Source organism: Hydrogenophaga taeniospiralis, assembly GCF_020510445.1.
Lineage (GTDB): Bacteria > Pseudomonadota > Gammaproteobacteria > Burkholderiales > Burkholderiaceae_C > Hydrogenophaga.
On record NZ_JAHBAG010000001.1, the window covers coordinates 2451891 to 2473860 of the forward strand.

Here is a 21970-nt window from a genome sequence, read left to right on the forward strand (position 1 = left end):
TTAACTGAAATTGAATAAATCGTGAATTTACCTTATTTAAGTCCGTGCCTATAGTCCGTTCATCCCCCCGACCACCCGGTCTTTGAAAAGGTGAACGGACATGTTGAAGGCCCTGATTTTTGATGTCGATGGCACCCTGGCCGACACGGAAAGCGTGCACCTGGAAGCGTTCAACCACGCTTTCAGAGAAGAGGGCCTGGACTGGCACTGGACGGTGGAGCAGTACACGCGGCTGCTCGACATCTCGGGCGGCAAGGAGCGCATGCTGCACCACTGGCGCACGGTGGACCCGGACATGACCGAGGTGGACGCCGGCGCGGTGAACGACACCATCCACCGCCTGCACGAAACCAAGACCGCGTACTACGAAAACGCGGTCAACAACGGCGCGGTCACGCTGCGCCCGGGCGTGCTGGCGCTCATGAGCGAAGCGCGGGGCCAGGGCCTGCAGCTGGCCATTGCCACCACCACCTCGCCGGTCAACATCGCCGCGCTGCTGCGCTCGGCCATCGGCCTGGACTGGCGCTCGCACTTCCTGTCGGTGGGCGACGCGAGCAACGCGCCGATGAAGAAGCCGCACCCGCAGGTCTACATGAAGGTGCTCGCCGACCTGGGCATCCGCGCGGCCGACTGCGTGGCCTTTGAAGACTCGGCCAATGGCCTGCGCGCCGCCACCGCGGCCGGCCTGCCCACGGTGATCACCCCGAGCAGCTTCACGGCGCACCACGACTTCACAGGCGCCCTGCGCGTCGTGCCCGATCTGGGCGCGCTCGACGTGGCCCGTCTGCGCCAGTGGCACGGGCGCTGAACCCTTTTCCTTCCTCTTTCCAGCAGGCGTCGTCCATGACCATCCGCATCGCACCGTCCATCCTCTCCGCCGACTTCGCCCGCCTGGGCGACGAGGTGCGCGCCATTGAAGCCGCCGGGGCCGACCTGGTGCACTTCGACGTGATGGACAACCACTACGTGCCCAACCTCACCATCGGCCCGCTGGTCTGCGAAGCGATCCGCCCCCACGTGAAGATCGGCATCGACGTGCACCTGATGGTGGAGCCGGTGGACGCGCTGATCCCGCTGTTCGCCAAGGCCGGCGCCAACCTCATCAGCTTCCATCCAGAGGCCAGCCGCCATGTGGACCGCACGCTGCAGCTGATCCGCGACCACGGCTGCAAGGCCGGCCTGGTGTTCAACCCCGCCACACCGCTGGCGCTGATGGACCATGTGATGGACCGGCTCGACCTGGTGCTGCTCATGAGCGTGAACCCCGGTTTCGGCGGGCAGGCGTTCATCCCCAGCACCTTGCCCAAGCTGGCCGAGGCGCGCCGCCGCATCGACGCCCACATGGCCACGGGCGGCCAGCCCATCTGGCTCGAAGTGGACGGCGGTGTGAAGGTGGACAACATCGGCGGCATCGTGGCCGCGGGTGCCGACACCCTGGTGGCCGGCAGTGCCGTGTTTGGCGCGCCCGACAACGACGGTGGCTACAAGACCGTGATGAAAACGCTCAGGACGAACGCGTCCGCACACTGAATTCCAGCAACTCCCCGAAAGCCTCCCATGACCACGCGCCGCCGCTTCACGCTCACGCAATACCTGATCGAACAACGCCGCCGCTTCCCCGGCGCCAGCGGCGACTTCAACGCGCTGCTGCTCGACGTCGCCCTGGCCTGCAAGGCGATCGCGCGCACGGTGGCCTTTGGTGAGCTCGGCAGCGTGCTCGGCCAGCCGGCGCCCGAGGTCACGACCAGCGTCAACGTGCAGGGCGAAGAGCAGAAGAAGCTCGACGTGATCAGCAACGAGTACTTCACGCAGATGACGGAGTGGGGCGGCCACCTGGCGGGCATGGCGTCCGAAGAGATGGACCACCCGTACCAGATCCCGGCCACCATGCAGCGCGGCAAGTACATGCTGGTGTTCGACCCGCTGGACGGCTCCAGCAACATCGACGTGAACGTGACCGTGGGCAGCATCTTCAGCGTGCTGCGCGCGCCGCAGGACGTGATCGACAGCGGGCGCGACGTGGTCGAAGCCGACTTCCTGCAGCCCGGCACCCAGCAGCTCGCCGCCGGCTACGCGCTCTACGGCCCCACCACCATGCTGGTGCTCACGGTGGGCAACGGCGTGGCCGGCTTCACACTGGACCCGAACCTCGGCCAGTTCATGCTCACGCACCCGAACCTGCAGATTCCTGAGGATACGCACGAGTTCGCCATCAACGCGTCCAACAGCCGCTTCTGGGAAGCACCGGTCAAGCGCTACGTGGACGAGTGCCTGGCCGGCAAGACCGGCGCGCGCGGCAAGGACTTCAACATGCGCTGGATCGCCAGCATGGTGGCCGAGGCGCACCGCATCCTCATGCGCGGTGGCGTCTTCATGTACCCGCGCGACACCAAGGACCCGAGCAAGAACGGCCGCCTGCGCCTGCTCTACGAAGCCAACCCGGTGGGCATGATCATCGAACAGGCCGGCGGTCGCGCCAGCACCGGCCGCGAACCCATGTTGTCCGTGCAGCCGACCGCGCTGCACCAGCGCATCGGCCTGGTGTTCGGTAGCAAAAACGAAGTGGAGCGCATCGAGCGCTACCACCGCGAGCCGGGTGCCTACAAGGACGACAGCAATCCGCTGTTCGCCGAGCGCTCGCTTTTCCGGGCCTAGAGGCCACCCCGCGCCGCGCCCAAGGGCGCGTCACCCCTCAAGGGGGCGGCACTGGCGGCCCGGCAAAGCCGGTTCCGCGGTGCCCTCGGTGGGACCTTCTTCGGTCGAATTGATTTGTTTTTTGGAGATACAAATGTCTGAACGCCATCCCATCATCGCGATCACCGGTTCATCGGGAGCCGGAACGTCCACCGTCACCCGCACCTTCCAGAACATCTTCCGTCGCGAGAACGTGACGGCCGGCATCATCGAGGGCGACAGCTTCCACCGCTACGACCGCAAGGAAATGAAGGTCAAGGCGGCCGAGGCGGAGAAGGCGGGCAACAACAACTTCAGCCACTTCGGTGCCGAGGCCAACCTGTTTGGCGACATCGAGAACCTGTTCCGCACCTACAGCGAAACCGGCCAGGGCAAGTGCCGCAAGTACCTGCACAACGCCGAAGAGGCCGCGCCTTACAAACAGGACCCGGGCACCTTCACCGCCTGGGAAGACCTGCCGGCCAACACCGACATGCTGTTCTACGAAGGCCTGCACGGCGCCGTGGTCACGCCCGAACACAATGTGGCGAAGTACCCGGACCTGCTGGTCGGCGTGGTGCCCGTGATCAACCTGGAATGGATCCAGAAGCTCTATCGCGACAAGAACATGCGCGGCTACAGCGCCGATGCGGTGACCGACACCATCCTGCGCCGCATGCCCGACTACGTGAACTACATCACCCCGCAGTTCCAACACACGCACGTGAACTTCCAGCGCGTGCCCATCGTGGACACCAGCAACCCCTTCGTGGCGCGTGACGTGCCCACCGCCGACGAGAGCATGGTGGTGATCCGTTTCGCCCAGCCCAAGGGCATCGATTTCCAGTACCTGCTGAGCATGATCAACGGCTCCATGATGAGCCGCGCCAACACTATCGTGGTGCCGGGCGGGAAGATGGAGTTGGCGATGCAGCTGATCTTCACGCCCTTTATTTGGCGCATGGTTGAGCGGAAAAAACGGGCCATGGGAGTGGCCTGAACTTTTGATCGGCGCTGCTTCACGCGGGCCCCCATCCCCGCCTTCCCCCAGAGGGGGAAGGAGTGAAAGCCCGAATGCCATGGCTTCCCCGCATAGCTCCCTCCCCCGCTGGGGGAGGGCAGGGGTGGGGGCCCGCCAGAAGACACCTCCGTAAGAAACCCGAACCTCCAAAGGTCACCCATGAACAACCCCTCTCCCGAACTCGCCCGCCAGATGGCCAACGCCATCCGCATGCTCGCCGTGGACGCGGTGGAAAAAGCCAAGAGCGGCCACCCCGGCGCACCCATGGGCATGGCCGACATCGCAGAGGTGCTGTGGAACCGCCACCTCAAGCACAACCCGAGCAACCCCCACTGGCCCGACCGCGACCGCTTCGTGCTGTCCAACGGCCACGGCTCGATGCTGATCTACGCGCTGCTGCACCTGACCGGCTACGACCTGCCGATGAGCGAGCTGAAGAATTTCCGCCAGCTGCACAGCAGGACTGCGGGCCACCCCGAGGTGGGCATCACCCCCGGCGTGGAAACCACCACCGGCCCGCTGGGCCAGGGCATCAGCAACGCGGTGGGCATGGCGCTGGCCGAGAAGTTGCTCGCCCAGGAGTTCAACCGCGAAGACGAAGACGTCACGCACACCATCGTCGACCACTTCACCTACGCCTTCCTGGGCGACGGTTGCATGATGGAAGGCATCAGCCACGAAGCCTGTGCACTGGCCGGCACGCTGCGCCTGTCCAAGCTGGTGGCGTTCTACGACGACAACGGCATCTCCATCGACGGTCACGTTGAAGGCTGGTTCACCGACGACACGCCCAAGCGCTTCGACGCCTACGGCTGGCACGTGATACCGAACGTGGACGGCCACAACCCGGCCGCGATCGAGGCCGCGCTGGTGGAAGCGAAAAAGCAGGGCGCCCGCGCCGACGGCAAACCCACGCTGATCTGCTGCAAGACCGTGATCGGCATGGGTTCGCCCAACAAGGCCGGCACGCACGACGTGCACGGCGCCGCACTGGGCGCCGCCGAGGTGCAGGCCACGCGCGACGAGCTGGGCTGGACCGCGCCACCGTTCGAAATCCCCACCGAGATCGCGCAGGCCTGGAACGCCGTGGAGCGCGGCGCCGAGGCCGAACGCGCCTGGCGCCAGCGCTTCGAGGCCTACCGCACGCAGTACCCGCTGGAAGCGGCCGAGTTCGAGCGCCGCATGGCCGGGGACCTGTTGCCCGACTTCGCGCAGAAGCTGCCCGAGGTGCTGGAGGCCATCGCCGCCAGGGCCGACGCCTTCGCCACACGCAAGGCCAGCCAGAACGCGCTGGACCTGCTGGCGCCGCTGGTGCCCGAGTTCTTCGGCGGCAGCGCCGACCTGACCGGCTCCAACCTCACCAACTTCAAGGGTTGCGTGAAGGCCGGGCGCGATGCCTGGGGCAACCACCTGAGCTACGGCGTGCGCGAGTTCGGCATGGCCGCGATCATGAACGGCGTGGCCCTGCACGGTGGTTTCATTCCCTACGGCGGCACCTTCCTCACGTTCTCCGACTACAGCCGCAACGCCATCCGCATGGCCACGCTGATGAAGCAGCGCGTGATCCATGTGTTCACGCACGACTCCATCGGCCTGGGCGAAGACGGGCCAACGCATCAGAGCGTGGAGCACGTGCCCAGCCTGCGCATCATCCCGGGGCTGGATGTCTGGCGCCCGGCCGATGGCCTGGAAACCGCCGTGGCCTGGGCCTGCGCCATCGAGCGCCGGGATGGCCCGAGCGCGCTCTGCCTCTCGCGCCAGAATCTGCCGCGCCTGAGCGACGCCAGCATGGTCGAGAAGATCCGCAAGGGCGGCTACATCCTGGCCGAAGGCAAGCACCCGCAGGCGGTCATCCTGGCCACGGGTTCCGAAACCTCGCTCGCCATGGAGGCGCACGTGGCGCTCGCGCTGGAGGGCATCAGCACCCGTGTGGTGTCCATGCCCAGCAGCAACGTGTTCGACCGCCAGCCCGCCGCCTACCAGGACATGGTGCTGCCGCTGGCGCTGCCCACGGTGGCGGTCGAAGCTGCGCATCCGGACTTCTGGCGCAAGTACGTGGGGCGTACCGGTGTGGTGGTGGGCATCGCCACGTTCGGCGAGTCGGCGCCGGCCAAGGACCTGTACGCGCACTTCGGCATCACCAGCGCACGCGTGTGCGAGGCGGTGAAAGCCTGTGTGCTCACCCACAAAGCCGTTGGCCCTGAGCCTGTCGAAGGGCTCACCGCCGGCGTGGTGTGAAGGCTTTCACAAGCTCGGCCCGAACGGAGTCCCCATCCATGAACCTTCCCTACGACCTGATCCTGTTCGACCTGGACGGCACGCTGATCGGCACCGCGCCCGAGATCGCCGATGCGGTCAACGACACGCTCACCGCCCTGGGCCACCCCGCGGTATCGCAGCAAGAGGTGACCGACTGGATCGGCCACGGCACGCGCGAGCTGCTGATCCAGGCGCTGGCCAAGCTGCTCAACACCAGCACGCAGCAGGTGCGCGAGGCCGAGGCCTTTCCGGCCATCGAAGCCGAGTTCGGCCAGCACTACCAGCGGCGTTGCGGCACGCGCAGCCACCTGTACCCCCACGTGCGCGAAACGCTGCAGGCGCTGCGCGCCGCGGGGGTGAAGCTTGCGGTGGTGACCAACAAGGAAGGCCGCTACACCCAGACCGTGCTGGATGCACACCAGCTCGCGCCGCTGTTTGACCGTGTGGTCAGCGGCGACACCTTGCCGGTGAAGAAACCCGACCCGGCCGGCATTCACGACTGCCTGCGGCGTTTCGGCGTGGCGCCCGAACGCGCGCTGTTCGTGGGCGACTCCAGCATCGACGTGGCCACCGCGCGCAACGCGGGCATTGCCGTGTGGGTGCTGCCCTATGGCTACAACATGGGTGAGCCCATCGAGGCCTGCGGGCCCGATCGCGTGATCCCCGATTTTTCGGCGTTGACCACCTGGCTGCCGGCCCGCGACACAGCGGCCAGCGCCTGAACGCCATTCTTTTTCATCACTTCGGAGACAGAAACACCATGGCCATCAAAGTCGGTATCAACGGTTTCGGCCGCATCGGTCGCAACGTGCTGCGCAGCGCGATCCAGAACTTCCCGGACATCGAGATCGTTGCCATCAACGACCTGCTCGAACCCGACTACCTGGCCTACATGCTCCAGTACGACAGCGTGCACGGCCGCTTCAAGGGCACGGTCAAGGTCGAGGGCGGCAACATCGTCGTCAATGGCAAGACCATCCGCCTGACGCAAGAGCGTGACCCGGCCAACCTCAAGTGGGCCGACGTCGGCGCCGACGTGGTCATCGAATCCACCGGCCTGTTCCTCGACAAGGTCACGGCCCAGAAACACCTGGACGCCGGTGCCAAGAAGGTCATCCTCTCCGCCCCCTCCAAAGACGACACCCCCATGTTCGTCTACGGCGTGAACCACACCACCTACGCCGGCCAAGCCATCATCAGCAACGCCAGCTGCACCACCAACTGCCTGGCCCCCGTGGCCAAGGTGCTGAACGACAAGTGGGGCATCAAGCGCGGCCTGATGACCACCGTGCACGCTGCCACCGCCACGCAGAAGACCGTGGACGGCCCGTCCAACAAAGACTGGCGCGGTGGCCGCGGCATCCTGGAAAACATCATCCCCAGCAGCACGGGCGCGGCCAAGGCCGTGGGCGTGGTGATCCCCGAGCTGAACAAGAAGCTCACCGGCATGAGCTTCCGCGTGCCCACCTCCGACGTCTCGGTGGTCGACCTGACCGTGGAACTCAACAGCGAAGCCAGCTACGCCGAGATCTGCGCCGAAATGAAGGCCCAGAGCGAAGGCGCCCTGAAGGGCGTGCTGGGTTACACCACCGACAAGGTCGTGGCGACCGACTTCCGTGGCGAAACCTGCACCAGCGTGTTCGACGCCGACGCGGGCATCGCGCTGGACAGCACCTTCGTCAAGGTCGTGGCCTGGTACGACAACGAGTGGGGCTACTCCAACAAGTGCCTGGAGATGGCGCGCGTCGTGGCCGGCCGCCACCAGGCGTGAGGGCAAGGCCATGAAATTCCTCCGATTCAGCGATGTGTGCGCGAGCGGCTTCGCACGCGACAAGCGCGTCTTCATCCGCGCCGACCTCAACGTGCCCCAGGACGACGACGGCAAGATCACCGAAGACACCCGCATCCGCGCCAGCATCCCCGCCATCCAGATGGCGCTGGACGCCGGCGCCGCCGTCATGGTCACCAGCCACCTGGGCCGCCCCACCGAAGGCGAGTTCAAACCCGAAGACTCCCTGGCCCCCGTGGCCGCGCGCATGGGTGAACTCATGGGCCGCAGCATCCGCGTGGTGAGCGACTGGGTCGATGGCGACTTCTCCGTCGCCCCCGGTGAACTCGTGATGCTGGAGAACTGCCGCCTCAACGTCGGCGAGAAAAAGAACAAGCCCGAACTCGCGGCCAAGCTCGGCAAACTCTGCGACATCTTCGTGCACGACGCCTTCGGCACCGCGCACCGCGCCGAAGGCACGACCTACGGCATCGCCGAGACCGCCCCCATCGCCTGCGCCGGCCCGCTGCTGGCGGCCGAGATGGACGCCATCAGCAAAGCCCTGGCCAACCCGAAGCGCCCGCTGATCGCCATCGTCGCCGGCTCCAAAGTCTCGACCAAACTCACCATCCTGCAGGCCCTGGCCAAGAACGTGGACGGCCTGATCGTCGGTGGCGGCATCGCCAACACCTTCATGCTCGCCGCCGGCCTGAAGATCGGCAAGAGCCTGGCCGAACCCGACCTGCTGGGCGAAGCCACCGCCGTGATCAACGCCATGAAAGCACGCGGCGCGGCCGTGCCGATCCCGACCGACGTGGTCTGTGCCAAGAGCTTCAGCCCCGACGCCGTGGCCACCGTGAAAGCCGCCACCGACGTGGCCGACGACGACCTGATCCTGGACATCGGCCCGCAGACCGCGCAGTTGCTGGCCGAACAGCTCAAGCAGGCCGGCACCATCGTCTGGAACGGCCCGGTGGGCGTGTTCGAGTTCGCCGCCTTCGAGAACGGCACCAAGACCATCGCGCAGGCGATTGCCGAATCCAGCGCCTTCAGCATCGCGGGCGGTGGCGACACCCTGGCCGCGATCGCCAAGTACGGCATCGAGAAGGACGTGGGCTACATCTCCACCGGGGGTGGGGCCTTCCTGGAAGTGCTGGAGGGCAAGACCTTGCCGGCGTTCGAGGTGCTGGCAAGAAGAGCCGAACACTGATCTTTTTCAATCCAACGGAGACAACTTCATGGCCCTGATTTCCCTTCGCCAACTGCTCGACCACGCAGCCGAGCACCACTACGGCCTGCCGGCCTTCAACGTCAACAACATGGAGCAGGTGCAGGCCATCATGCAGGCGGCCGACCAGGTGAACAGCCCCGTCATCCTGCAAGGCTCGGCCGGTGCACGCTCCTACGCGGGCGAGCCCTTCCTGCGCCACCTGATTTCCGCCGCGATCGAGATGTATCCGCACATCCCCGTCTGCATGCACCAGGACCACGGCGCCGCGCCCGCCATCTGCTTTCGCTCCATCCAGTCGGGCTTCAGCTCGGTGATGATGGACGGCAGCCTGCTGGCCGACGGCAAGACGCCGTCGAGCTACGCGTACAACGTCAACACCACCAAGCAGGTGGTGGACCTGGCCCACGCCTGCGGCGTCTCGGTTGAAGGGGAGCTGGGCTGCCTGGGTTCGCTGGAAACCGGCAAGGCCGGCGAAGAAGACGGCCACGGCGCCGAAGGCGAGATGGACCATTCGATGCTGCTGACCGACCCGGACGAGGCCGCCGACTTCGTGAGCAAGACCCAGGTGGACGCGCTGGCCATCGCCATCGGCACCAGCCACGGCGCCTACAAGTTCAGCAGCAAACCCAGCGGCAAGGTGCTGCGCATCGACCGCGTGAAAGAGATCCACCAGCGCATCCCCAACGTGCACCTGGTGATGCATGGTTCCAGCAGCGTGCCGGAAGACTGGCTGGCCATCATCAACCAGTACGGCGGCGACATGGGTGTGACCTACGGCGTGCCGGTGGACGAGATCGTCGAAGGCATCCGCAACGGCGTGCGCAAGGTGAACATCGACACCGACCTGCGCATGGCCAGCACCGGCGCGATCCGCAAGCACCTGGCCGAAGATCGCAAGAACTTTGACCCGCGCAAGTTCTACAAGGAAGCGACCAAGGCGATGCAGGCGATCTGCGCCGCGCGCTACGAGGCGTTCGGCTCCGCCGGCATGGCGAGCCGGATCACCCAGGTGCACAGCCTGGAGACCATGCAGAAGCGCTACGACAAGGGCGAACTGGCCGCCAAGCTGGCCTGACCCACAAGTGAATCAGGGGCAGCCGGCGCGAGGTGCCCCTTTCCAGAACGCCGCGGATCTGGTTCTACCAGTCCGCAGGCGTTGCCCCTGGGGGGTGACGCGCTGAAAGCGCGGCGCGGGGGGATCCCTACTTACCGCTGACGTACTCCGCCACCGCCGCCATCTCCAGCTCCGTCATCTTCTCCGCCACCACGTGCATCACCGCGTTGTCGTTGGTGCGCTCGCGTTTGTTGAACGATTTCAGCTGGGTGTGGATGTAGCCCGAGAACTGGGTTGCGAGGCGGGGCAGGTTGGCCGCGCCTTCGGCGTTGGCGCCGTGGCAGCTCACGCAGGCCGGCACGCCGCTGAACTTGTTGCCGTTGTAGAAGATGTAGCGGCCGACGGCCGCGAGCTGCGGGTCCTTCGGATCTTCGCGCGGAATGCTCATCTTCTCGTAGTACTTGCCCAGGGCGACCATCTCGTCGGGCGTGAGTTTGGCCACCATCTCAGACATGGCCGTGCTCTTGCGCTGGCCGTTCTTGAAGGCGGTGAGCTGCTTGGTGATGTACTCGGCATGCTGCCCGGCCAGACGCGGAAAGATCTCGCTGGTGGACTCGCCCTGCGCTCCGTGGCACAGGAAGCAGGAGCCCCCGGCGATCTTCTTCGCGCGGGCCTCGTCGGCCTGGGCGAAGGCCGACGAGGCGACGAGCAAGATCGACCAGAGCACCGCGGCGCGGAGCTTCTGCTTCATGCCAGGGTATCCGCCCAGATGTTGCGCGCCCACGCATGGGCGTAGCGGCCTTCGAGTTCGCTGGCCGCCACCGACACGCCGCCCGAACCCGGCACCGTGAGCATCGTTTTCTTCTCGGCGTCGTAGCGGTGCACGCTGGCCACGTGCACCACGTCTTCGTCGGTCACGAAGCTGTAGCAGGTGTTGGCGTAGATCGGCAGCGAAGGCGGCGCCTTGCCCGCCAGCAGGGACACCACCGCAGCCGCACAGGTCTTGCCGTGCTGGTTGGCCATGTGGCCCGACTTGGGCATGCCCGGGGCGATCTGGATCGCGTCGCCCAGCACGTGGATGTTCTTGTGGGCCTTGGATTCAAAGGTCAGGAAGTCCACCTCGCACCAGCGGGCGTTGGCCGTGGCCAGGCCGGTTTTCACGGCGATCTCGCCCGCGCGCATGTTGGGCACCACGTTGGCCACGGCGGCCTTGAAGTCGTCGGCGAACTCGAACTTCAGGGTGTTGGTGGCGGCGTCCACGTCCACCACCTTGTGCTTGGGCCGGTAGTCGATCATGCCGTCGTAGTGTTCCTTCCAGGCCTTCATGAACAGGCCCTTCTTCGACTGGATGTCGTCGTTGGCGTCGAAGATCACCACCTTGCTCCTGGGCTTGGCCTTCTTGAAGTAGTTGGCCACCATGCAGGCGCGCTCGTAGGGGCCGGGCGGGCAGCGGTAGGGCGCCAGCGGGATCGACAGCGCGTACACGCCGCCGTCGGGCATGGCTTCGAGCTGCTGGCGCAGCGCCACCGTCTGGGCGCCGGCCTTCCAGGCGTGCAGCACCTTGTCCTGCGCGCCGGGCTTGGCCATGCCGGGCAGGCTGTCCCACATGAAGTCGATGCCGGGCGAGAGGATCAGGCGGTCGTAGGGCAGTTCGCCGCCACCTGCGAGCTTGACCATGCGTTTGTCGGGGTCGATGCTGGCGACCCGATCGCGCACGATCTTCACGCCGTGGCGCTTGGCGAGGTTGTCGTAGGGCGTGGTGATGTCGGCGAGGGTCTTGCTGCCCTGGATCACCAGGTTGGAAACGGGGCAGGAGACGAAGGCCGCATTGGGCTCGACCAGGGTGACCTGCACGCCGTGGTCGGAGAAGAGGCGCACGTACTTGGCGGCGGTGGCGCCGCCGTAGCCGCCACCGACCACCACCACCTTGGCGCCGCTGCCACCGGGGGTGGCGCAGCCGCTCATGAAACCCAGACCGGCGATGGCGGAACCCGCGCCGAGCGTTTGTACAAATTGACGACGTTGCATGACCGGTTCTCCTTATTTCTTCTGGGCGGCGAAGTAGGCGGCGATCTGCTGGAGCTGCTCGTCGGAGTAGCCCTTGGAGATCTGGTGCATGAGCGTGGCGGGCTTGCGGCCGGTCTTGAAGTCCATCAGCTTCTGGACCAGTTCGTCCTTGTCCTTGCCGGCCAGGGGCTCGTTGCCCTGCAGGGCCCGGCCATCGGTGCCATGGCAGTTGGCGCAGGCCGAGGCCCAGACCCTGACCTGATCGACCTGGGCTTGCGCCCCCACGGCAGCGGCGCACAACGCGCCCGCAGCCAGCCATTTCATCGTCTTGACCATCTTCACCTCCTGGGGTTGGGTTGAACCGAGCAGCATCCAAAAACTGTAGCAGGGCCCCATGCGGAACCTTATTTATCAGTGTTTACGCATATTTAGATGCTTGATGCTAGCATCGCCCGCCGGCCCGTCTGAACCGTGAAAACCCTAGCGCTTTTGGTTGCGTTTTCCGGCTTTCGGCTGGCCATGGGTCGGCCCCCCCCCCCCCGTGTTGAAGACCGGGGGCCAGTTCGAGGGCGCCACCACGGAGTTTGAAGCGGCCATATGGGGCTGCGCGGGGCGTGGCGGGCGCGAGGAGGGGTGCGATGGGGGCGCCGTCCGTCAGAAAAGTGGAGGAATTCGGGTTTACACTAATCTGTATATAGGCAATCAATCATATAGTTAATTGATAGAAATCAAACCCAGTCCGGAGACACATCGGTGGATGACATGCACGAGGTTTTTGAGTCCGTGGCGCGCTACTTCAGCGTGCTGGGCGAGCCCACGCGCCTGCGCATCCTGCACGCACTGTGCCAGGAGGAAAAGTGCGTCAACGAGATCATCCGGGTGACCGGTCTGGCGCAGGCCAATGTGTCGAGGCACCTGGGTTTGATGTACCAGGCCGGCATGCTTTCGCGCCGCCGCGAAGGGACCCAGATCTTCTACAAGGTGGCCGACCCGATGTACATCGAACTGTGCCGCACGGTGTCGATGCAGGTCCTGGGCCGACTTGAAAACGCAGCGAAATCGGGCGACGGACTGCGCCATTTCGCCGACGACACATCCCCCGGCCCGGCCGCGCAGGCGCCGGCCACTTCCCGACGAACTCCCCCCGCCAACCAGAAGGAAAAAGCAAGTGTCTAAAGACCTGAGCGACGTCATTGGGCGCGTCCTGCCCGCGCCGGAGCATTTTTTGAGTCCCGAGAAGCTGGAACAGGCCCGCAAGGCCCGCCGCCGCTTCATGGGCACCGCGCTGGCCATGGGCGCCGGCGTGGCCGCCTCGGCGGGTGCAGCCACCCGCGCCATGGCAGCCGTTGGCGAAGAAGCCATCCTGAAACTGCCCGAGCACAGCACGGGCCTGGGCCAGTCGGTGGTGACCGATGGCTACGGCAAGCCCAGCAAGTGGGAAGCCAACCTGCAGCGCCGCCAGAGCCCGGGCCTGACCCGGGTGAACCAGGCCTCGGTGAGCTTCACGCCGCTGCAGGGCCTGTTCGGCATCATCACGCCCAGCGGTCTGCATTTCGAGCGCCACCACCAGGGCTGGTGGGACATCGACCCCAGCAAGCACCGCCTGATGGTCAACGGCCTCGTGAAGCGCCAGCGCGTCTTCACCATGGATGACCTGATGCGCCTGCCCAGCGTCTCGCGCATCCACTTCATCGAATGCGGCGCCAACTCGGCCACCGAGTGGGGCAACGTGGCCGTGCCCACGGTGCAGTACACGCACGGCATGGTGAGCTGCTCCGAGTTCACCGGTGTGCTGCTGTCCACCCTGCTGGAAATGTGCGGCTACGACAAGAAGGCAGCGAAGTACGTGCTGGCCGAAGGCGCCGACGGTTCCTCGATGACCCGCACGATCGACATCGAACGCGCCATGGACGACTGCATCGTGGCCTGGGCCATGAACGGCGAAATGCTGCGCCCCGAAAACGGCTACCCGCTGCGCCTGGTGGTGCCGGGCGTGCAGGGCGTGAGCTGGGTCAAGTACCTGCGCCGCATCGAAGTGGGCGACCAGAAGTACGCGGCCAAGGACGAGGCGGTGCACTACATCGACCACATGCCCGACGGCACGCACCGCCAGTACACCGGCATCCAGGAAACCAAGAGCGTGATCACCACGCCCTCGGGTAGCCAGACCCTGCTGGACAAGGGCTACTACAACGTGACCGGCCTGGCCTGGTCGGGCCGCGGCACCATCAAACGGGTGGACGTGAGCGTGGACGGGGGCCGCAACTGGCGCACCGCGCGCATCGAAGGCCCGGTGCTGCCCAAGGCGCTCACGCGTTTCAACATCGACTGGGTGTGGGACGGCAAGCCCGCCATTCTGCAGAGCCGTGCCATCGACAGCACGGGCTACGTGCAGCCCAAGATCAACCAGCTGCGTGCCGTGCGCGGCACGCGCTCCGTCTACCACCAGAACGCCATCCAGAGCTGGCTGGTGTCCGAAAACGGTGAAGTCTCCAACGTGCAGGTTTATTAAATGAACACCCCCGTCGCTTTTTCACTTCGTGTAAACGCATCCCCCCTCAAGGGGGCAAAGCCTGTCGCCCGGCAAAGCCGGTTCGACGGCTTTCTGGGCTTGTCTCGCGGCGTCGCTGCGCTCGCCTTGGGACTTGCTGCTGCTTCTTCCTTCGCCCAAGACAAACCTTGGTCCAACATGGGTCGCGATGCGACGCCGGCTGAGGTCAAGGCCTGGGACATTGATGTGCGCCCCGACTTCAAGGGTCTGCCGGCGGGCGCGGGCAGTGTCTCGCTGGGCGAGACGGTGTGGGAGGGCAAATGCGCTTCTTGCCATGGCACTTTCGGTGAGTCCAACGAGGTGTTCACGCCCCTCATCGGCGGCACCACGAAGGAAGACATCAAGACCGGTCGCGTCAAGGGGCTGGAAGAGGGCAAGAGCATCGTGCCCCAGAAGACGACCCTCATGAAGGTGGCGACCGTCTCCACGCTGTTCGACTACATCAACCGCGCCATGCCCTGGAACGCGCCCAAGACGCTCAAGACCGATGAGGTCTATGGCGTGCTGGCCTACCTGCTGAGCCTGGCCGAGGTGGTGCCCACCGACTTCACGCTGAGCGACAAGAACATCGCCGAGGTGCAGAAACGCATGCCCAACCGCAACGGCATGGCGTTCTACGAACCGCTGTGGAAGGCCAACGGCAAGGGCGACGTGAAGAACGTGGCCTGCATGAAGAACTGTGCCGTCGATCCGGTGGTCCACTCCTCGTTGCCCACGTTCGCACGCGATGCGCACGGCAACATCGCCGAGCAGAACCGCATCATCGGCCCGGTGCGCGGCGCCGACACGACCCGGCCCGCACCCCAGGGCCCGGTGGGTTCGGCCCCGGTGCCCAAGGCGGTGGTGGTGGCCGCCGCCGCGCCCTCGGCCGGGGGCGACGTCAAAGGTCTGCTGGCGACCAACGCCTGCACCGCCTGCCACGGCGTGAAGAACAAGATCGTGGGGCCGGGCTTCAACGAGATCGCCGCCAAACACAAGGACCGGGCCGACCTCGAAGCCTATCTGGCCGGCAAGATCAAGGCCGGTGGCTCGGGGGTGTGGGGCAGCGTGCCCATGCCACCGCAAGACCAACTCAATGATGCCGACGCAAGGTCCATCGCGCAGTGGATCGCGGCCGGTGCCCGCTGAGCCCCACCGCTGGAACACGGCGCATTGCATTCGTCATGGTTGTACTCAAATATATTCGCATCTACTCGTAAACCCCATTAGTTTCAACCCAAGGAGACCCTAAGCTATGAAGATGGATTTCAAACAGACCGTCCTGGCCGCCGCGGCCCTGCTGACCACAGCGGGTGTCTTCGCGGTGGATGCGGCGGCGGCCAAGGCGCTGGCGTCCAAAAGCGCCTGCCTGGCCTGCCATGCGGCCGACAAGAAGATCGTGGGTCCGGCCTACAAGGACGTGGCGGCCAAGCACAAGGGCCAGCCCGACGCGCTGGACAAAGTGGCCGCGCGCATCAAGTCGGGCGGCTCCGGTCTCTACGGCCCGGTGCCCATGCCCCCACAGGCCGCGCTGAAAGACGACGAACTTAAACTGCTGGCCGCCTGGGTTCTGGCTGGCGCGCCCGACAAATAAACCCACCCACCATTTCTTATCAGGAGTTCGACATGAACAATTCCCGCCGCACCGCCATCAAGACCACCGGCGCGTTCGCCACCCTGGTGTCCCTGGGCATCGTCACCCAGAGCCAGGCCCAGGCCGCCGTGGAGCAGGCCAGCTTCCAGGTCAAGACCCTGGACGACGCGCTCAAGGCCATCGGCGGTACCCCCGCCACCAGCGACCAGGTCAGCGTGGTCTCGCCCGACATCGCCGAGAACGGCGCCGTGGTGCCCGTGGGCGCAACCAGCAAGCTGCCCAACACGACCGAGATGTACCTGATCGTCGAGAAGAACCCCACGCCCCTGTCGTGTGCGTTCTTCATTCCCGCCGGCACCGAAGCCGACGTGCAGACCCGTCTGAAGATGGGCCAGAGCACCAACGTGATCGCGGTCGTCAAGGCCGACGGCAAGCTGTTCTCGGCTTCCAAGGAAACCAAGGTGACGCTGGGTGGATGCGGCGGCTGACCGCCCCGAACCCACACCCCGCAACCCCACCAACCACTTTTTGAATTGATAGGAGTCCATCATGGCAGACCCGATGCGCATCCGTGCCGCCCTCGCTGGTGACGTCACCACCGTTCGCGTGCTCATGTCCCACCCCATGGAACCCGGCACCCGCAAAGACGCGGCCGGCGCCCTCATCCCCGCCCACTTCATCCGCGACGTGGAAGCCACCAGCAACGGCAAGACCGTGCTCAAGGCCATGTTCAGCGGCTCGGTGTCGCAGAACCCGTTCCTGTCCTTCAAGTTCAAGGGCGGCGCCAAGGGCGACAAGATCGTGGTGAAGTGGACCGACAGCAAAGGCGAGTCCCGCACCGACGAAGCGGCGATTGCCTGAATCGGCTGAGCCACCCCCGCCGCGCTGCGCGCGACCCCCTCAAGGGGGCGTCACCTGCGGCCCGGCGGAGCCGGTTCCGCGGTGACCCCGGTTTGCGGTCCTCTGCTCCGCGCCAGATAAAACGAAGGAGATACCCATGAAACTCACTGCTTGCGGCGCCGCTTTGGCGCTGGGTGGTCTGATCGCCGCCAGCGCCGTGCATGCCCAGGGCAACGCCACGCTCGACGGCATTGCCAAGTACCGCGAGATGCTGCAGGACGGCAACCCCGCCGAACTTTTCGAAATGAAGGGCGAGGAGCTCTGGAAGAAAAAACGGGGGCCGAAAAACGCCTCGCTCGAACAGTGCGATCTGGGCAAGGGCCCCGGGGTCGTCGCGGGCGCCTTCGTGGAACTGCCGAAATACTTCAAGGACACCGGCCGCGTGCAGGACCTGGAAACGCGCCTGATCACCTGCATGGAAACCCTGCAGGGCTTCAACGCCGCCGAGATCATGAAGACGCCGTTCGGCAAGGGCGAAATGGCCAACGTGACGGCGCTCGCCACCTACGTGGCGACAGCCTCCAAGGGGATGCGCTTCAACCTGTCGCAAACCCACGAGCAGGAAAAGACCATGTACGAGGTGGGCAAGCGCCTGTTCTTCGCGCGTGGCGGCCCGCACGACTTTTCGTGTGCGTCGTGTCACGGCACCGACGGCGGGCGCATCCGCCTCCAGGACCTGCCCAACCTGACCAAGAACCCGGGGGACGGCATCGGCTTTGCGGCCTGGCCCGCCTACCGCGTGTCCAACTCGCAGATGTGGGGCATGCAGCTGCGCCTGAACGACTGCTACCGCCAGCAACGTTTCCCCGAGCCCAAGTTCGGCAGCGATGCCACCATCGCGCTGGGCGTGTACATGGGCGTCAACGCCAAGAGCGCCGAGTCCATCGTGCCGGCCATCAAGCGCTGATCTGGAGACACCGACATGAACACAAACATGAAATACGCCCTGATTCCCGTGGCCGCTGCGCTGGTGGCGCTGGCCGGCTGCACGTCGTCGCCTTCCGGGGCCGATTACGACAAGGCCGCGGCCGAGGTGATGAAGAACTCGTTCCAGGACCGCGGCATCGCCAAGGTGGACCGCCTGCAGCAGGACGAAGCCAACCGCCTGTGCAGCGCCGCCGACGTGGCCGGCAAGCCGTTGGACGAGACGACCGCCAAGGCGATCGAAGCCGCCAACCTGAAAACCGTGAAGATGCCCAGCGACGGCCAATTCCTCGGTGACTGGAAAGAGGGCGAGAAGATTGCCCAGAGTGGGCGTGGCCTGACCTGGAGCGACAAGGCCGGCGACGCCAACGGCGGCAACTGCTACAACTGCCACCAGATCAGCAAGGAAGAAATCTCCTTCGGCAACCTGGGCCCCAGCCTCTACAACTACGGCAAGCTGCGCGGCGCGACCGACCTGAACAGCCCGGCGGGCAAAGCCATCGTGGAATACACCTGGGGCAAGCTGTGGAACTCGCGTGCCTACAACGCCTGTTCGCAGATGCCACGCGCGGGCCACATGGGGATCCTGAACGAAAAGCAGATCCAGCACGTCATGGCGCTTTTGCTCGACCCGAAGTCTCCGGTCAACCAATAACCCCCTTCACCCCACCGCACACGGTGCCTGGCAACCCAGGGCATCGCGGGGCCGGCTTTGCCGGGCCGCGGATGCCGCCCCCTTGAGGGGGCGCGCGCAGCGCGGCGGGGGTGATCCATTTTTCAAGGAATGTTTATGAGCTTCAGCCGCCGTGAATTCATGCAGGTGCTGGCCGTGGCCGGCGCCACCGGCATGGCGCTCAGCCAGAAAGATGTGTTGGCCGCCACGCCCGGCGCGGGCGAGCGCCTGTACGACGTGCCCAAGTTTGGCAACGTCAGCTTCCTGCACTTCACCGACTGCCACGCCCAGCTGCAGCCGATCTATTTCCGCGAGCCCAACGTCAACCTCGGCGTGGCCGACGCGGTGGGCCGCCCGCCCCACATCGTGGGCGAACAGCTGCTCAAGCACTTCGGCTTCAAGCCCAACACCGCGGCGGCGCACGCCTTCACCTACCTCAACTTCTCGCAGGCCGCCAAGACCTACGGCAAGGTGGGGGGCTTCGCGCACCTGAGCACGCTGGTCAAACAGCTCAAGGCCAGCCGCCCGCACGCGCTGCTGCTCGACGGCGGCGACACCTGGCAGGGTTCGGCCACCTCGCTGTGGACCAACGGGCAGGACATGGTGGACGCCTGCAAGCTGCTGGGCGTGAACATGATGACCCCGCACTGGGAATTCACCTTCGGCGCCAAGCGCGTGCAGGAGATCGTGGAAAAGGACTTCAAGGGCCACATCGAATTCCTGGCGCAGAACGTCAAGACCACCGACTTCGGCGACCTCGTGTTCTCGCCGTATTCCATGCGCGAGATGAACGGCGTGAAGGTGGCCGTGATCGGCCAGGCCTTCCCCTACACCCCGATCGCCAACCCGCGCTACATGGTGCCCGACTGGTCCTTCGGCATCCAGGACGAGAACATGCAGAAGACGGTGGACGAAGCCCGCGCCAAGGGCGCGCAGGTGGTGGTCGTGCTGTCGCACAACGGCATGGACGTGGACATCAAGATGGCCTCACGCGTGCGCGGCATCGACGCCGTGCTGGGCGGCCACACCCACGACGGCATGCCCGCACCGGTGATCGTGAAAAACGCCGGCGGCCAGACCCTGGTGACCAACGCAGGCTCCAACAGCAAGTACCTGGGCGTGCTCGACTTCGACGTGCGCGGCGGCAAGGTGCAGGACTTCCGCTACAAGCTGCTGCCCGTGTTCTCCAACCTGCTGCCGGCCGACAAGGCCATGCAGGCCTACATCGACAAGGTGCGCGCGCCGTTCAAGGACAAGCTCGAAGAGAAGCTCGCCGTGACCGAGGACCTGCTGTACCGCCGCGGCAATTTCAACGGCTCGTGGGACCAGGTGATCTGCGACGCACTGATCGAAGGCAAGGGCGCCGACATGTCGTTCTCGCCCGGCGTGCGCTGGGGCACCTCGCTGCTGCCCGGCGATGTGATCACCTACGAACGCATGATGGACCAGATGGCGCTCACCTACCCGGCCACCACGCTCAACGAGTTCACCGGCGAACAGATCAAGGGCATCCTCGAAGACATCGCGGACAACATCTTCAACCCCGACCCCTACTACCAGCAGGGCGGCGATATGGTGCGCGTGGGCGGTCTGAGCTACAGCCTGGCGCCCAAGGCCGCGGTTGGCCAGCGCATCAACAACATGACCCTCAAAGGCAAACCCATCGACGCCGACAAGAAGTACAAGGTGGCGGGCTGGGCCTCGGTGCAAGAGGGCGTGCAGGGCGAACCGATCTGGGATCTGGTCTCGGGCTACCTGCGCGACAAGAAGGTCATCAAGGACGTGAAGATCAACACCCCGCAGCTCATCGGCATGGAAGGCAACCCGGGCATGGTGGCCTGAGCGCCATGCCCCTGAGGGGAACAGGCGGGGCGGCGTTTGTTATGCTGCGTCCGCCTGTTTTTTTACCCAAGGATTTTTCGATGATCAAGACCGCAGGGATGCTGATCGCGGCGCTGGTGCTCGCGGGATGCGCCTCTTCCAAGCCACCCACCTGGCAAAAGCCCAATGTGAGCGCCGACGACACCTACACCCAGTTGTCCGACTGCCGCTTTCAGGTGGGCCTGAGCAAGATCCCCAAGTCCGAACAAGAGCTCATGGTGGCGCACTGCATGCGCGGCAAAGGCTTCCGGCTGCTGGCCAACGACAGCTGAACCGCTGAACCGAGACCACCAGCAAAAAGCCCCTTCACAGCATGGCTGTGAAGGGGCTTTTACTTGTTGGTGCCGGAGAGATGAATCGAACACCCGACCTTCTCATTACGAATGAGCTGCTCTACCGACTGAGCTACACCGGCTTGTAGCCCAAGATTATAGCGTGCTGTGGTAGCTGGTCAGCCGGTCGACTTCATTCTTTGAGCCCAGCATCACGCTGACGCGTTCGTGCAGCTTGGTGGGCTGGATGTCGAGGATGCGCTGGCGCCCGTTGGTGGCGGCGCCGCCGGCCTGTTCGACCAGCCAGCTCATGGGGTTGGCTTCGTACATCAGACGCAGCTTGCCGGGCTTTTCGGGTTCGCGCTTGTCCCAGGGGTACAGGAACACGCCGCCGCGGGTGAGGATGCGGTGCACGTCGGCCACCATGGACGCGACCCAGCGCATGTTGAAGTCCTTGCCGCGCGGGCCTTCCTTGCCGGCCAGGCATTCGTCCACGTAGCGCTTCACCGGGGCGTCCCAGTGGCGCATGTTGCTCATGTTGATGGCGAATTCCTTGGTGTCGGCCGGGATCTGCACGTTTTCCCGGGTCAGCACGAAGGAACCCTGCTCGCGGTCCAGCGTGAACATGGCCACGCCGTCGCCCACGGTCAGCACCAGGGTGGTCTGCGGACCGTAGACGCAGTAGCCCGCGGCCACTTGGCTGGTGCCGGGTTGCAGGAAGTCCTGTTCGCAGACGGGCTCGATGGTGTCGGGGTTGTCGTTGCCCTTCTTGAGCACCGAGAAGATGGTGCCGATGGACACGTTGACGTCGATGTTGGATGAGCCGTCGAGCGGGTCGAACATCAGCAGGTACTCGCCCTGGGGAAAGCGGTTGGGCACCACGTAGATGCTGTCCATTTCCTCGCTGGCCATGGCGGCGAGATGGCCACCCCATTCGTTGGCCTCGATCAGCACCTCGTTGGCGATGATGTCGAGTTGTTTCTGGACTTCGCCTTGCACGTTCTCGGTGTCGGCGACGCCGAGCACACCACCGAGATCGCCCTTGTTGACGGCCTGGCTGATGCTCTTGCAGGCGCGTGCGACCACTTCAAGCAGCAGGCGCAGGTCGCCGGGGATGTGGCCGTCGACACGCTGCTGTTCGACGAGGTAGCGGGTGAGTGAGATGCGTTTGGTCATGGTTCTT

The 21970-nt window shown here is 65.3% G+C and carries 23 protein-coding genes and 1 tRNA gene; 19 read left to right on the forward strand and 5 right to left on the reverse strand.

The features are described 5' to 3' along the window. Window positions 1–100: 100 nt before the first annotated feature. The 9 genes from KIH07_RS11740 (at window position 101) to fba (ending at window position 10027) form a co-directional block, all read left to right on the forward strand. Window positions 101–808, forward strand: a complete 708-nt coding sequence (locus tag KIH07_RS11740; protein WP_226492141.1) for an HAD-IA family hydrolase — start codon at window positions 101–103, stop codon at window positions 806–808. A gap of 35 nt (window positions 809–843) precedes the next feature. Then, window positions 844–1530: a ribulose-phosphate 3-epimerase gene (rpe, locus tag KIH07_RS11745; RefSeq protein WP_226492142.1), complete on the forward strand. Its 687-nt coding sequence runs from the start codon at window positions 844–846 to the stop codon at window positions 1528–1530. Between the two features lie 27 nt (window positions 1531–1557). Then, entirely contained in the window at window positions 1558–2655 is a 1098-nt protein-coding gene (locus KIH07_RS11750) for a class 1 fructose-bisphosphatase (RefSeq protein ID WP_226492143.1), read from the forward strand. Window positions 2656–2788: 133 nt separating this feature from the next. Next, a complete protein-coding gene (locus tag KIH07_RS11755; protein WP_226492144.1) occupies window positions 2789–3673 on the forward strand; it encodes a phosphoribulokinase in 885 nt (294 codons plus the stop codon). A gap of 180 nt (window positions 3674–3853) precedes the next feature. Beyond that, window positions 3854–5932, forward strand: coding sequence for a transketolase (gene tkt / locus KIH07_RS11760; RefSeq protein ID WP_226492145.1), 2079 nt, complete (start codon window positions 3854–3856; stop codon window positions 5930–5932). A 38-nt stretch (window positions 5933–5970) separates the two neighbouring features. Next, window positions 5971–6675: a phosphoglycolate phosphatase gene (locus tag KIH07_RS11765; protein WP_226492146.1), complete on the forward strand. Its 705-nt coding sequence runs from the start codon at window positions 5971–5973 to the stop codon at window positions 6673–6675. Window positions 6676–6713: 38 nt separating this feature from the next. Further along, window positions 6714–7724 carry a type I glyceraldehyde-3-phosphate dehydrogenase gene (gene gap / locus KIH07_RS11770; protein WP_226492147.1) on the forward strand — a complete coding sequence of 337 codons (1011 nt, stop codon included), beginning with the start codon at window positions 6714–6716 and terminating at the stop codon, window positions 7722–7724. A 10-nt stretch (window positions 7725–7734) separates the two neighbouring features. Beyond that, window positions 7735–8931, forward strand: coding sequence for a phosphoglycerate kinase (locus tag KIH07_RS11775; RefSeq protein WP_226492148.1), 1197 nt, complete (start codon window positions 7735–7737; stop codon window positions 8929–8931). Between the two features lie 28 nt (window positions 8932–8959). Beyond that, window positions 8960–10027 carry a class II fructose-bisphosphate aldolase gene (fba, locus tag KIH07_RS11780; protein ID WP_226492149.1) on the forward strand — a complete coding sequence of 356 codons (1068 nt, stop codon included), beginning with the start codon at window positions 8960–8962 and terminating at the stop codon, window positions 10025–10027. 127 nt (window positions 10028–10154) lie between these two features. Here the strand turns inward: fba and KIH07_RS11785 are convergent, their stop codons facing one another. From KIH07_RS11785 to KIH07_RS11795, 3 genes are read right to left on the reverse strand one after another with little or no spacing between them, the layout of a single operon-like run. Then, entirely contained in the window at window positions 10155–10757 is a 603-nt protein-coding gene (locus KIH07_RS11785; RefSeq protein ID WP_226492150.1) for a c-type cytochrome, read from the reverse strand. After that, window positions 10754–12034: an NAD(P)/FAD-dependent oxidoreductase gene (locus KIH07_RS11790; RefSeq protein ID WP_226492151.1), complete on the reverse strand. Its 1281-nt coding sequence runs from the start codon at window positions 12032–12034 to the stop codon at window positions 10754–10756. Before KIH07_RS11790 ends, KIH07_RS11785 begins: the two co-directional genes overlap by 4 nt. Before the next feature lie 12 nt (window positions 12035–12046). Further along, window positions 12047–12349 carry a c-type cytochrome gene (locus KIH07_RS11795; RefSeq protein ID WP_226492152.1) on the reverse strand — a complete coding sequence of 101 codons (303 nt, stop codon included), beginning with the start codon at window positions 12347–12349 and terminating at the stop codon, window positions 12047–12049. A 426-nt stretch (window positions 12350–12775) separates the two neighbouring features. Here KIH07_RS11795 and KIH07_RS11800 point away from each other — a divergent pair, with 426 nt between their 5' ends. The 10 genes from KIH07_RS11800 (at window position 12776) to KIH07_RS11845 (ending at window position 20787) form a co-directional block, all read left to right on the forward strand. Then, the gene (locus tag KIH07_RS11800; protein ID WP_226492153.1) at window positions 12776–13189 is read left to right on the forward strand and encodes an ArsR/SmtB family transcription factor; all 414 of its coding nucleotides are present in this window, start codon (window positions 12776–12778) and stop codon (window positions 13187–13189) included. Then, window positions 13182–14525, forward strand: a complete 1344-nt coding sequence (soxC, locus tag KIH07_RS11805; protein WP_226492154.1) for a sulfite dehydrogenase — start codon at window positions 13182–13184, stop codon at window positions 14523–14525. The genes KIH07_RS11800 and soxC overlap by 8 nt, the downstream gene beginning before the upstream one ends. Window positions 14526–14702: 177 nt before the next feature. Next, window positions 14703–15692: a c-type cytochrome gene (locus KIH07_RS11810; RefSeq protein WP_226492155.1), complete on the forward strand. Its 990-nt coding sequence runs from the start codon at window positions 14703–14705 to the stop codon at window positions 15690–15692. Between the two features lie 106 nt (window positions 15693–15798). Next, the gene (locus KIH07_RS11815) at window positions 15799–16137 is read left to right on the forward strand and encodes a c-type cytochrome (protein WP_413465738.1); all 339 of its coding nucleotides are present in this window, start codon (window positions 15799–15801) and stop codon (window positions 16135–16137) included. Between the two features lie 32 nt (window positions 16138–16169). Beyond that, complete coding sequence (gene soxY / locus KIH07_RS11820) at window positions 16170–16625, forward strand: thiosulfate oxidation carrier protein SoxY (RefSeq protein WP_226492156.1); 456 nt, start codon at window positions 16170–16172, stop codon at window positions 16623–16625. A 61-nt stretch (window positions 16626–16686) separates the two neighbouring features. After that, on the forward strand, window positions 16687–16998 hold the full coding sequence (gene soxZ / locus KIH07_RS11825) for a thiosulfate oxidation carrier complex protein SoxZ (protein WP_226492157.1): 312 nt from the start codon (window positions 16687–16689) through the stop codon (window positions 16996–16998). A gap of 136 nt (window positions 16999–17134) precedes the next feature. Further along, entirely contained in the window at window positions 17135–17944 is an 810-nt protein-coding gene (gene soxA, locus KIH07_RS11830) for a sulfur oxidation c-type cytochrome SoxA (RefSeq protein ID WP_226492158.1), read from the forward strand. A 15-nt stretch (window positions 17945–17959) separates the two neighbouring features. Then, entirely contained in the window at window positions 17960–18616 is a 657-nt protein-coding gene (soxX, locus tag KIH07_RS11835; protein ID WP_226492159.1) for a sulfur oxidation c-type cytochrome SoxX, read from the forward strand. A 135-nt stretch (window positions 18617–18751) separates the two neighbouring features. Further along, complete coding sequence (gene soxB / locus KIH07_RS11840; protein WP_226492160.1) at window positions 18752–20476, forward strand: thiosulfohydrolase SoxB; 1725 nt, start codon at window positions 18752–18754, stop codon at window positions 20474–20476. Window positions 20477–20556: 80 nt separating this feature from the next. Continuing rightward, the gene (locus tag KIH07_RS11845; RefSeq protein WP_226492161.1) at window positions 20557–20787 is read left to right on the forward strand and encodes a hypothetical protein; all 231 of its coding nucleotides are present in this window, start codon (window positions 20557–20559) and stop codon (window positions 20785–20787) included. 67 nt (window positions 20788–20854) lie between these two features. Here the strand turns inward: KIH07_RS11845 and KIH07_RS11850 are convergent. Together KIH07_RS11850 and KIH07_RS11855 are read right to left on the reverse strand one after the other, a co-directional pair. Continuing rightward, window positions 20855–20930 (reverse strand) — tRNA-Thr (locus KIH07_RS11850). A gap of 13 nt (window positions 20931–20943) precedes the next feature. Further along, window positions 20944–21963 (reverse strand): class 1 fructose-bisphosphatase, encoded by a 1020-nt coding sequence (locus KIH07_RS11855; RefSeq protein WP_226492162.1) that lies wholly within the window; start codon window positions 21961–21963, stop codon window positions 20944–20946. Window positions 21964–21970 lie beyond the last annotated feature (7 nt).